Source organism: Shewanella maritima (genome assembly GCF_004295345.1).
In the GTDB taxonomy this organism is placed as follows: Bacteria; Pseudomonadota; Gammaproteobacteria; order Enterobacterales; family Shewanellaceae; genus Shewanella; species Shewanella maritima.
Map to the genome: position 1 here is coordinate 2383303 of NZ_CP036200.1, position 12859 is coordinate 2396161.

Annotated in this window: 7 protein-coding genes; 2 read left to right on the forward strand and 5 right to left on the reverse strand. The window is 44.1% G+C overall.

Translation table 11 applies throughout. The features are described from left to right. Positions 1–15: 15 nt before the first annotated feature. Together EXU30_RS10145 and EXU30_RS10150 are read left to right on the forward strand one after the other, a co-directional pair. Entirely contained in the window at positions 16–723 is a 708-nt protein-coding gene (locus EXU30_RS10145) for a histidine phosphatase family protein (protein WP_130599711.1), read from the forward strand. A 62-nt stretch (positions 724–785) separates the two neighbouring features. Continuing rightward, positions 786–1532: an SDR family oxidoreductase gene (locus EXU30_RS10150; protein WP_130599713.1), complete on the forward strand. Its 747-nt coding sequence runs from the start codon at positions 786–788 to the stop codon at positions 1530–1532. Positions 1533–1903: 371 nt separating this feature from the next. On the opposite strand, the gene EXU30_RS10155 is transcribed toward EXU30_RS10150, so the two are convergent. From EXU30_RS10155 to EXU30_RS10175, 5 genes are all read right to left on the reverse strand, one after another. Then, on the reverse strand, positions 1904–2671 hold the full coding sequence (locus EXU30_RS10155) for a sulfite exporter TauE/SafE family protein (RefSeq protein ID WP_130599715.1): 768 nt from the start codon (positions 2669–2671) through the stop codon (positions 1904–1906). A 370-nt stretch (positions 2672–3041) separates the two neighbouring features. Then, positions 3042–6605: a LamG-like jellyroll fold domain-containing protein gene (locus EXU30_RS10160; RefSeq protein WP_130599717.1), complete on the reverse strand. Its 3564-nt coding sequence runs from the start codon at positions 6603–6605 to the stop codon at positions 3042–3044. A gap of 47 nt (positions 6606–6652) precedes the next feature. Continuing rightward, positions 6653–9976: a cadherin domain-containing protein gene (locus tag EXU30_RS10165; protein WP_130599719.1), complete on the reverse strand. Its 3324-nt coding sequence runs from the start codon at positions 9974–9976 to the stop codon at positions 6653–6655. A 189-nt stretch (positions 9977–10165) separates the two neighbouring features. Beyond that, a complete protein-coding gene (locus EXU30_RS10170) occupies positions 10166–10777 on the reverse strand; it encodes a redoxin domain-containing protein (protein ID WP_130599721.1) in 612 nt (203 codons plus the stop codon). Next, on the reverse strand, positions 10770–12782 hold the full coding sequence (locus EXU30_RS10175) for a protein-disulfide reductase DsbD family protein (protein ID WP_130599723.1): 2013 nt from the start codon (positions 12780–12782) through the stop codon (positions 10770–10772). Before EXU30_RS10175 ends, EXU30_RS10170 begins: the two co-directional genes overlap by 8 nt. Positions 12783–12859: the final 77 nt, after the last annotated feature.

Genomic DNA, 12859 nt, shown 5'->3' on the forward strand with positions numbered 1-12859 from the left:
TTAAGCGAGGAAACCATGAGTTGTATTTACCTCATTAGACATGGGCAAGCATCGGCGCTGAGCGAAGATTATGATCAGCTGTCACCCAAAGGCGAACAGCAAGCAATTGCCCTAGGTGAACACCTAGCAACTAGCGGCTTTAATGCTAGCCGTTTGCTCGCTGGCACCATGAAGCGCCACCAGCAAACTGCGTCGCTCACGGTTGCTGGATTATTTGCCAGCCGAGAGCAATCACCAGCCATAACTTCCATCGCTGAGCTGAATGAGTTAGATCACCAGAATATTATTGGCCAATTCGATCAACGCTTTCACAGCGCTAAAGCCATGATTGAGCATGCTCGTGGCTTAGCTAACCCTAAAAATTTCTTTTTAGAGACGTTCGGTCTAGCCATTAGCAAATGGACGCAGACAACGGATAATCAAGGTTATAGTGAAAGTTGGCAGCAGTTTTATCAGCGTATCAAGCTCGCCGAGCAAAGTTTAGTTGAGCTCGCTCAAGGCCAGCAAAATACTCTGGTGTTTAGTTCAGGCGGCCCTATTAGCATGCTTACCTGCTTTGCCCTTGGATTAGACCCCAAGCAGTTTTTAACGGTCAATCAAACCCTGGTGAATGCCGGAATGACCAAGTTTATAATCGACAGCAATGGCCGTTTGAAGCTTTCAAGCCTAAATCAGCATGACTTTTTAGAAAGGCTTCCGGGCAAACTGGTGACCTATACCTAAAGGCTAATGGGCAACACAGGCAAGTAAAATAACAACAAATCAATCACTAAGGGACTAGCAGCATGAGAACCAACATTCTAATTACAGGCGCAAGCTCTGGGCTTGGCAAAGGCATGGCACTCGAGTTTGCCAAAAAAGGCCATAACCTCGCCCTATGTGCGCGCCGCGTTGAGCGCCTTGAGGAAGTAAAGCAACAGCTAGAAAGTCTCAACCCAAATATTACCGTGTCGATTAAGTCGCTAGATGTAAATGATCATGATGCAGTATTTAAGGTGTTCAATGAGTTTAAAGATGAGCTTGGCAGCCTAGATAGAATTATCGTTAACGCTGGTATGGGTAAAGGTGCATCTATTGGTACCGGTTACTTCAACGCTAACTTGCAAACCGCCCAAACTAACTTCATTGCCGCCATCGCTCAATGCGAAGCTGCTGTAGAGATATTTAGACAACAAAATGCTGGTCACCTAGTGACGATTTCATCCATCAGTGCCCTGCGTGGTTTTAGACGAGCGATGACAGTTTACGCCGCCACCAAAGCCGCGCTGACCTCTCTTACAGAAGGAATGCGCATTGATTTGATGAATACGCCAATCAAGGTCAGCTGCGTGCATCCTGGCTTTATTCGCAGCGAGATTAACGAAAAAGTCGAGAAGGTACCGTTTATTGTCGACACCGACGTAGGTTGCCGCGCCCTAGTTGCTGCTATTGATAAAGAAAAGCCAAACTCATACGTACCAAGCTGGCCGTGGGCGTTTATGCATTATCTGTTACGTATTGCACCAGTGAGCCTTATTCGCAAAATGAGCTAGGGTAAATTACTGAATCAATAGTTAGGGAGCCAAGGCTCCCTTTTGTTTTCAGTCCCTACACCACCTAATGAAGTAGGTAGTAATCATCGAACAGGGTTTGCCTGTAATTTCTAGTGTTTTCCATACCTGGCTGCTTTGACTGTTTGCTCACGTCGCAATGACATTTAAAGCACGCAGCAAGCACATCCCTGTGTGCTCGACGAAAACATCCGTGTTTTCAACGGCTTTAGATGTCATTACCACTCTAGTTTATAGTTTCAACCGGTGAAGCTAGGCACCCTTCTAGGGAGCTAACACACAGCCGCTCTCTTCATTACTGTGTATTCGCTGTGTTTGTCTCGAGTGGGTTTGCTTTAGCAACAAAGCATCAATTAAAAGTAGGTAACGTAAAAGAAGTAGGCGGTGATCAAACAGCTCATCACTATCACAAACCAGCGCATATAATGCTGAGGGATACGCATCGACACGCCAGCGGACATATAGCCGCCAATCAAGGTACCAATCAATACTGCCGCGCCCTCAACCCAGGCGATGGCATCATTAACAATAAACAGCACAATCGCAACCAGAGACACCGCTGAAGAGATCACTAGCTTAATGCCATTCATTGTATTGATGTTGGTATAACCGGCTAACGCTAAATAGCTCAAACCAATAATGCCGAGTCCTGCGTTAAAAAAACCGCCGTAAATACAGATAGCTAATAACACTAAGGTCAGCATTACCGCGCCCAGCTGGGATGCATACTTGTTACTCGAAAGGGACTTAGCAAAGCGATTTATCTGACCACCAAAAATAAACAATAAGGTGGCAAATAATAGTAGCCATGGAATCGCCTGTTTAAACGTGGCCTCCGATGCCCACAGCAATAAAAACGCCCCAAGGGCGCCGCCAATAAAACTTACTACTATGATGATTTTAATTTGTTTACCATGCCCAACGAGCTGCTGACGAAAAGCATAGGCACCGCTTAAATAGCCAAAAAATGAAGCAAAGGTATTGGTCGCATTGGCAACAACAGGCGGCACACCAACAGCCATTAGCGCAGGAAACGTCACAAAACTCCCACCACCAGCAACTGAGTTCAGCACGCCACCCACAATGCCTGCTAAGAACAGAATTACAAGATCAACTATCATGCTTTCTCTTTTCGTTTAAGACTATTCACGTACAGCCTACTGTTCATCTACGCTAAATAGTCGCGCCAAGTTAATATCGCATTGTGCATCACCACTGCTGAACACAAGATGAAATTTAGCAACAGATTTGCCCGCACAATGATTACATTTCATTCAGTTTAAAGCTTTGATTTTAAAGTTCAGCTTAACCTTTCTCAAAAAGAAGTTTGCCAGAGCCCAGTAGAGCATTTAATTGCGAGCTGACGCCGATTAAAAAACTGCGCAAGAAAAACTCGCAAAAATAAAAAGCCCCCAATAATTGGTGTCCAACTATTAGGGGCAGTTCTACGTATGCGCTTTTTACTGGATGGTTAATCGCTAATGGTGATATTTACCGTGCGTTTAAAGCTGTAACCATCGTTAATGTCATAAACAATATAGCTAAATGAATCACTGGTTTGGGGTTATCAACATTTGGTATGTATTCAAACTCACCAGTGTATTCATCGAGGTAAATTGTGCCGTTATTTGGCGAATCCATTAACTCAAAGGCTACGCCATCACCGACTGGTAACGCTCCATACAGGGTTTCACCATTTTTCGCGTTAAAGGTCACAATAAATGAATCTTCGGTATGGGCACCATTAACCAAGCTACCAGGGTAGTTATAACTCAGCTTGTTATCGGCACTCTTATTTTCAAAGTCATATTTCACCATCAGATCATTCTCACAACCGGGTTGCATACCTTGCATACAAGCTTGAATCTCATCTTGAGTCAGAACCCTTTTCCAAATAGCAACATCATCAATCAACCCCTCAAAGTAACCTCCTGCACCACTGCCACTAAAAGCGCCGATACGCATAGGTACGGTATTGCTAGTCACCTCTGAGCTGTCTAAATTCTTAAATTGAACCTCTGCACCATCAAGATACAGTTTAGCTATTCGGTTGTTGCGATCGACCGTTGCCGCCAAGTGATACCACTGCTCATTGTTTAATGCGATATCAGAGGTAAAGTCAAACACGACACGTTTACTATCACCTAATTGACCAAGCGGTTTAGTCACATATCTAAAGTTAGGGCGATTGTTGTTATCAATCCTAAGCGACCAACCTCTCTCGGTGTTAGATGCTGAAATTTTACTGATCACACTTCGCTCGTAATCTGCATCACCAGTTACGTACACCCAAGCTTGCACTGAGAAGTTCTGCTTCGAAAAACTTAATCTAGTGTTGTGTTCTATCTCAACATAGTCATCATTACCATCTAACACGGCAAATGAACGATGCTTGTCAACGGCTAATGAGTCTTGGGCAGAAACAGCCACGTTACCCACGCGCTCACTAATGTTGTAAGTATCAGCACCTTCAAAATCGACATAAGACAATAACTCAGGATCAGACAAGCTCACGCCCGCTAACATCCCTTGCTTGACCTCATCTGCTGTCTTGGCCTTAGACCAGACTCTTAGCTCATCTAGCTTACCGTTAAATAAGCTATTACCACGGTTCTTGTTGGCTCCCCAAACAATATCCGATGCACCAAAGGTTGAACTATCTGTTACAGATATCACCTCATCACCATCAAGATAAGTGGTTAATTGCCCTGTTGTGCTGTCGTAAGTCATCGCCACATGGTGCCAGCTGTTAAGGCTAACAGATTGTGTGGTATAGAACGTGGTGTCAGTGACTTTGACACGTAAACTGCCATCATCTTTCACACGTAATGCCGCGCGACCAAGACTGCCATTTTTAAAGACAATCACATTGTTATGGGTCGTCGAATTGAGTTCATTGACGTTTAACCACAACTCAATGGTGAATGAGTTATCTGGGTTAAACATGCCGTAGTTTTCTTGTAGCAATGATTGTGTCACACCATCAAAAACAGCCGCTTGACCAAAGCCAGTTAAGATTGAGCCATCTTGATAGAAAGGTGTGCCAATTTGCTGCCAGCTACTACAGCTTACAAACCCTAGACTAGAACCATCATTTGGGCGTACGCAGTACCTGACATACTTGCCTACTTCAGCAATACTCGGCGTGTATGAAAGCGTTGTCTCACCAACAATTGGCGCTTCATCACTGCCTGCGCTATCTGTTGCTATAAACCACTGATGTACTGACTTGCTTTCCGCATCGCCTTCATAATCGCTGTAAACATAACTCGCTGCCAACGCACGCTTAGCCGTGTGCTCACCGGTTACTACTACATCTGTCGCTGTTGGCGCATTATTGTGGAAAGAAAGCACAGGTTGGCCACACTCACCGTCCTGATTACACAAGTCGAACGAGATATCTTTACTGACCTTTTCATGGGCCAATAACCATTCGTTGTCGTTATAAAGATAAGGTGGGAGAGGCTCTACAGACTCAGACTTTTTAACAAACGGAGAAGCTAGTGCTTCAGCTGCTTCATCCCACTTCCACTCAGTTAAAGAAAGCTCTTCAACATGGAAGCCAAATTCAAAGTCAAATACAGGCCCGAACGTGCCTTTCTCATACATGGCACCTGATTGCTGGTACAAGTAAACGTTTGTTGAAGTACAAACGGCTTCTTGAATATTCCAGTCTGCAATACCCATTTGGAATGGTAACCTTGCGCCCATACTTGTCTTAGTGTCGTTATAGAAAACTGAATACAAGTTCACGGTTAGGTTTGCATCGATTACACCGTCATTGTTTACATCGTGGTATTGCTCAGGTGTAAAGCGGATATCTTCATCACCTTTAAAGACAAGCTCGCTACCATCTTCAAGTGTTAAGCGTGATATTGGGCGAACCTCAAGGTAAAAGTCCTGTTTAATATCGGCATAAACACTTAAGAAAGTATCTAACATCTCAAAGTTATAGCGGTAGAAAAGATCCTCACCCGCAGGATAGAAGAAATCTTCGCGGCACTCTTCTACGTTATGACTAATGGCTTGGCCACTAGCACCATGGTACCAAGCTTTCCAGGATGTTTTGTAATACAACTCTTGCTCGAACCAGTCATCGGCATCAATCGAAGCTGACATCCTTAATGGCTGGGTTTCATCTGATTCTGAGCCAATTAAACATGCTGGTTGCCCTAGCGTTTGCAAACAGTGTCTACTCACCACCGCCAATTCATCTGATTTTAGCGTTACCTCAAATGAACCTTCATCTAATGCAGTTTGCTTGTTGAGTGGGTCACCATGCTTATCAAGAATGATGTCTGATTTAACACCAAAAGATAAATCCTTAACCCCTAAGGCAAAGTCAAACTCGAACGCGGGTGACGTTGCTGTGAATTCCGCATAGTTATCGATATTTACCTTTGAAGTGATTAAGGTTTCTTGGCCCACTTGTATTTCGTCGGCATAGGCAAGATCCATACTCACAGGTATGTCTGACACAACTTGTCCAGTTTGCATGCTTAAACGAGGCTCAAAGAACAGATGTACGCCTAAGTTCATTTCGAACAGGCCTTGTACATTTTTGGTTGTATCTTCGATCTTCTTTTGCCAATTTTCAGGATTAGCAACATCAAACCCGGGTGGATACTCAATACCCGGAGCCTGAATAGGATCAATATCTGCAGTTGATACCTCGCCACCAGCTATTTCATTCATGGTGGCCACATGCAGAATGTCTGTAAATGCTGTTGAGCCAAAGGTACTTTCTGTTGCACTTAAATCAGCGCTGAATGAGTGGCTGATAAACTCGACATCATTAACTTCAACAGACACTGTCGCCACAGTAGATGCGCCGTATGTATCTGTCACCTGCACAGTTAAGTCATACTGACTTTGCTCCTCGTAATCGAGTCGCGATTTAGCACTACTTATTGATAACGCACCGCTAAGTGCATCTACTACAAAAGCGTTATCAGTATTGCCAGCAATGATTTTATAGGTAACGAAGTCGCCAACATCATTGGCGTTGGCGACAATCAGTCCAATCGACGAGCCACCAGCCGTGTATTCACTCACAGCAAAACTTTGATCGGCAATACTTGGGTCGTTATTAATCTCAACAGCTACCCCGTCTGCACCAACATTTGCGCGGCGCCCACCTGGAATACACTGTACTCTACATTATCAATTACCTGCACATTGCCGGTGTCTTGCCACTGGTTATTCGCGGCGAATACGCCATCATCTGCGTCCCCCAAAATACGCAATTTAGAATTGCTACTAACACTTTTATTGAGCGATAACTCGTTGGCGCCAGAACCACGGATATCAAACACTTCGACACTACGTACTTTAGAGGCGGCAGAAGTTAGGTTTAAATGAATTCCCTGACCATCATACACCACAGTGTCAGTGCCGCCGCCAGCATCAATACGTACAAAAGAATCATCACTAATAACAATTGTGTCATTTCCTGGCCCTGTATAAATGGCGTCTTGACCGCCTTTGCTGAAAACCGCGTCATTACCAGTACCTGTAGCAATGTAATTATTGTTGCTATCACCATTGATAGTGTCATCAAGGTCTGTACCCCTTATCGTAATTTGGCTACCGTCGCCTTTTAGAACATATATCGCGCCGTTGCGGGTTAAATTATTGGTAGATGCAGATGGCGTACCGAACTGGATGTCTTTAATGCCGTCACCATTGATATCACCAGCGCTCGCAATCCATTGACCTAACATTTCGCCGCCATTACCAGTTGCGTAGTAACCACGAGATGTTTCAATAACTTCGCTTAAATAAACTGGCTGAGTTTGCGCAGATCCATACACTGCATAAACGCGACCTTTTTCATCTTCGGCAAACGGGTCGCCAATAATTATGTCGTCATAGCCATCACCATTTAGGTCACCCGCACCACCAATTGAGCCAATAACGATTTGCATGCCTTTAAAGTCGATATTTGATGCATCGTTATGAATAACAAAGCCACCTTGCCCTTGAGCAATAGCTGCCAAGTCAATATCTACATTGGCGAGGGTGCCGAAAATAATGTACGCACGAGGGTGTTCCCAACTGTTACAGCAGCCATCATCAGGCGCCAGCAGCGCCATATCATCAATGCCGTCGGCATTAATGTCGCCAATACTTGCCGAAACAAATCCTGGCGTCACTGTGATTGAAGAAAGGTTTGAAGCAAACGCATAGTTACCGGCATATTCAGCGTTAATGTTGATGCCATGCTTTTCAGATGAAATTTTACCGTAATCAACTGCGGCGCCACCGACACGTCCAAATAGCAGCTTATTCACGCCGCTTTCGCGACCTAGAATACCGTGTGAAATAATTACGTCAGTAAGGCCATCACTGTTAAAGTCGCCCGATGGCATAACCAAGGCGCCAAACGGCCAATCTTTAAAAGGTGCGCGGCCATCATCTTTAACCACAAAGCCACTGCTGTTGTTGTCTAAGGCAACTTCAGAAAGGTATTGAACATTACTATCAGCTTTGCCATAAACCACATAGGCCATATGCGGGTCGCTGTAGTTGGCATCTTCTGCAATACCACTGATAGAAAAAGCTTCATTGCCAACAACAAAACGAGTCTGGGTTTCACCAGCAATAACATCAGCCAAACCGTCACCGTTTACATCGCCAACAAGTACACTGCCACCGACATAATCGTGCTTGTAAGCACCATGAATAGCGTAACCTTGTAAGTTGCCGCCATCATTAAAAGCTAGTAGTTCAACAGGCGCGGTATCAGGCTTACCAAACACCACATAAACCGAGCCCGAATTCAGCCCGTTATTGTCGGCAAAGGGTGCACCTACGATAATGTCAGCTAGACCGTCGCCATTTATATCTGCGCCACCGTTAACACTAAAACCAGCTTTGTCACCAGCCTTTGCGCCGTTAATAACGAAACCACCTGAGCCAGAAAGCACGGTTTCAAAGTCTGGTAACACGCCTGAAGCATTACTGAATAATACGTAAGCTCGACCAGCATCTTCGCCATTGTTGTCATCATGAGGCACACCAACTATAACGTCGTCAAAACCGTCACCATTAACATCACCCGCAGGCGCAAGACCAAAACCAGACCAATCGTCTTGTGCCAAACCTGCAATGGTTTGAGCGTTGTTATTGAGTGAATCATTGATGTCATTTACATTCACGGTCACTTCAGTGTCGTATTCATTGCCACGACCATCTGTCACGCGCACTGTAAAGTTAAAGGAATGAATTCCAGACTCATAATCAATTTGGGTTTGATCAGCAATGCGGATTTTGCCAGTTGCCGCATCTACGCTAAATGCACCAGTGTCATTGCCAGCAACAATGGCATATTGATATTGCTCTACAGGAATATCCCAACTACCTTGCTCAAACACCTTATAATGCAAGGTAAATTGGCCATGTTTGTTGGGTACAACTGACTCACTGATATCGTGCAAGTAACCAGTAAAGAAGTGACTACCAACCTGACTCAGGCGAATTGCCGCATCATTAATGGTGCCATCGATACCTACAGCTTGAACAAATACCACAGGGTTGGTGTATTGCCTTAGCAGGTTAACCGTGAATACTGCATCTCGACCAGTGTCAGCTACTTCAACAGCGCCCGTTTCACCAATGCTAGTGCCGTTAACATCTTTTAAAATGCCACTACCTTGAACAGCAAAAACACTGATTTCTTCAGCGGCATGACTGCCATCATCAATCTCATCGACAAATAACTTAACGTTGTTATCGCTGACTTTATTAATTGCTACGCCAGCCTGAGCGATCTCTGAGTAACTAGTGATAGTAGTTAAGATATTTGGCGTATCTGTCATCGGCGCAGTAAAGCTTTGAGAATACTCACTGTGAGTCACATTCAACCCAGTTGACGTAACTTCAAAAGGCATCTCTCCCCAAACACCTTGACGACTGTCGCTTACAGCCATCCAACCAAGTAGCTCCGCACCTTTATTGTTAATCGCAGTGACAGCACTGGTGCCACGCTTATCTAACTCAGACTCTAAAATAGCTTCAAAGCCTGTTGCAGATACACCTTGATGACGTGCACGCAGCAAAAACTCGCTACCGGCTTTTTCAACCGTGCCGGTATACGAGTTGGTATACACATCATAAGAAACTTTATAGCTGCTATTTGTTTGAATTTGGCTAAATAAAATAGGGGTTTGAGTAAATTGGTTATAAAACGCGATTGGCTCAAACGCTTCACCGTTAGTAGCCCAGTTTTCAATACTGCTGCTACCGACTTCAATGGTAAAACTGCTATTTGCTTCACCATCAAAGAACTTAATTTCACCAATTCTTGTATTGGTTTTAGTATTTTCATCAACTGTTATCGTCAGTGGTGGCAAGGTTGCAGCACTGAGCGAAGATATAGCTCCTAGGCTTAATACCAAAGAACTTATCACTAAAGAGTTGTTCATCTTGTTGTTCCTTTACTGGATCCTTTAAAGGCCAGCCTGAACAATAAGAAACAAATGTGAAAAAAATGTGGAGCGGCGTGTTTTTATTTTTGGCTTGAATGTACGGAACAATAACAGCCAAGAAATGCTAGTTGCATGATACTTAAATAGGCCTAGCACCGAATTGAGCTAAGCCTATTTACAGGTGGATTACCCTTTGTATTTCACAGAGCATCCATAAGGTGGGGTTAGCTTTTTACTGACATTTTTACCTGCTAGCAACTCTGCCATAGCAAACTCTACGTAATTATCGGCTTTAGCAATATCAGCAGGATTTGCTGATTTTATGCTATCAATACCGCCAGCATATTTAAGGGTCCCAGCAGGGTCGATAATATACATATGTGGTGTGGTTTTAGCGCCATATAACTTGCCTACGTCACCTTCTGGGTCAAACAGTACGTGAGTTGGCGCAGCATTGCGCGACGCGGTTAATTCATCAGATTTAGCAGCATCAATATAACCTTGCTTGCCTTCGGCTGATGAAATAATCGATAACCACACAATATCTTTTTGAGTATATTCGCGCTGCATGCTTGGAATATTGTCGCTGTCATAATGTTTTTGAACATAAGGACATAAGTGATTAGTCCACTCAAGCACCACATACTTACCCTTAAAGTCTGAAAGTTGAACTTGCTGACCTTTAGCGTTAGCTAAGCTAAAGTTAGGTGCAGCTTGATCTACCTTCACTGCAGCTGCGACATTGCCGATAAAGCCCAGTAACAAAATAGTGACTGAGAGTAGTTTCTTGCTAATCATGATTCACTTCCTTTTTTGCTGTGTTAATCGCTGTTACTACCATTTCTGGCGTTAAAATTTGTGGCAATACCTGCTCATAATCATTACCGGCATACATGACATATAACGGCACGCCAGAGCGTTGATATTGCTTTAAATAGTTAAAAATCATGTCATTTTTATTGGTCCAATCGCCGACTAGATAATGGACCTGGTTTTGCTGCAAAGCCAGCTGCACCTGCTTTGTACTGAAGGCGACCTGCTCATTCACTTTACAAGTAATGCACCAGTCTGCAGTCATATTGACCAGTACAAGCTGTCCATTATTTCGCAGTTGCGCTAACTTTTCAGGGGAGTAAGCTTCATGTGCACTGTCTGTTGGTAACGCTTGCGTTTGGGCACCATTAAATAACGCACCTAGTAGTATGACTAAAGCCAATATCAAACTGCTAAGGCTATACACTCCCTTTAACACGCTACTCAACCAAATAAACAGCGCGAATCCCACTAAAGCTAATAGCAAACCAAACTGGGCAAAACTGCTTGTTTGCCCCAGGTAAACCCACACTAACCAGGCAACTGTAGCTAGCATAGGGAACACCAATAAATGCTTAAAGGTGTTCATCCACGCCCCTGGTTTTGGCAATAGTTTGGCAAAAACTGGCGAGATAAATAACAAGGTTAAAGGCAGAGCAAAACCAAGTGCGAGAGCCGTAAAAATCATATAAGTGGTGATAGGTGGACTCACCAAAGCAACCCCTAACGCCGCAGCCATAAATGGTGCGGTGCAAGGTGAGGCTACGATAACCGCCAATACACCGGTAAAAAACTGACTAGCAAAGCCGTTTCCTGCAATCAGTGATTGCCCGACTCCCGCAAGCCTTGCTCCTGATGGCGCAATATCCATCAAGATCAATGCAATAAACACAAACAAGAAAGCTAAAAAAGCGATAACTGCTGGCTCTTGCATATGAAAACCCCAACCTACCGCTTCGCCTGAGCTTTTCAACACAATAATCATGGTGGCAAACAAGTTAAAGCACACCAGTACACCAATGCCGTAGCCAAGCTTTTGGATAATGGTCATGTCTTGTTGACCAATAGCCATGGCTTTAAACGACAATACTGGTAATACGCAAGGCATAATATTTAGGATTAACCCACCAACAAACGCCATTATTAAAATGACCCATAAAGCATCGGCCGCTTGCTGCTGGTTATCATTTAGGTGTGCGTTAACATAGTAGCCAGATTGACCGTCTGTCATTAAAAACTTCAAGGTTTGCGCGTCACCCACAAAGTAGTCTGATCTGGCAATCACTTGGTTGTTAAAGCCAGCTTCGCTAACGACAGATTGCTTTTGATTGTGCTGCGCCACGTCTGAGCGCAGCGGCAGTAACTGCCAATCTGATTCAAACGGTGCTTGATAAGACACAGCAAGGTGTTGCTCAGTAATTTCAAATTTTGCGGTTAGCTGAGTATCGTTAGGTAATTGCTCGCGGGTTTGGGCAAATAATGGCGCGTAGCTAGACTCTTGGGTGTTTACAGACACAGGCAACGAAAGAGTTAAATCAGCCCAACCCGGAATACAGTCTTCTTGGCACACTAACCAAGACAGTGACACCTTGATATCTACTTGCTCTGCAAGCTTGTCAGCATTCGACAATTCAACAGGCACCATAAGCAGTACTTGCCCGTCATAACCATAGTTAACCAGGTGGGCGACAGGAATTTGCTGGGGTATTGGCCATAAAATATCCCCAAAAGATAAAGGCACTGAGGCGCTCCATTCAACAGTTGGTGCTTCCCCTGAATCACCAGGGTTCTGCCAATAGGTATGCCAGTGTTCTTCAGGCGTAAGTAACACACCAATCCAATTAGTTTTATCAGGACTTAACTGCTGATTCTCACTCACTAAAGCAACTTCAATATGATCCCCTTTCGCACTGGCTTGCCCGTGAACTTTATAAGGTGTCGATATGCAAAGTAAGCCAACAATAAAAAGGAGTGTTTTCAAGTAGTTCATAAGTCGTTTTAAATTGATGTGAATGAGAAGCACTTAGGCTAATAACTGTTTTAGATATAACACAATCAACTCAAACT

Excerpts from the sequence above, each read along its gene's own strand:
- EXU30_RS10145 (WP_130599711.1), top strand. The coding sequence starts at position 16 with ATGAGTTGTATTTACCTCATTAGACATGGGCAAGCATCGGCGCTGAGC.
- EXU30_RS10150 (WP_130599713.1), top strand. The coding sequence starts at position 786 with ATGAGAACCAACATTCTAATTACAGGCGCAAGCTCTGGGCTTGGCAAA.
- EXU30_RS10155 (WP_130599715.1), bottom strand. The coding sequence starts at position 2,671 with ATGATAGTTGATCTTGTAATTCTGTTCTTAGCAGGCATTGTGGGTGGC.
- EXU30_RS10165 (WP_130599719.1), bottom strand. The coding sequence starts at position 9,976 with ATGAACAACTCTTTAGTGATAAGTTCTTTGGTATTAAGCCTAGGAGCT.
- EXU30_RS10170 (WP_130599721.1), bottom strand. The coding sequence starts at position 10,777 with ATGATTAGCAAGAAACTACTCTCAGTCACTATTTTGTTACTGGGCTTT.
- EXU30_RS10175 (WP_130599723.1), bottom strand. The coding sequence starts at position 12,782 with ATGAACTACTTGAAAACACTCCTTTTTATTGTTGGCTTACTTTGCATA.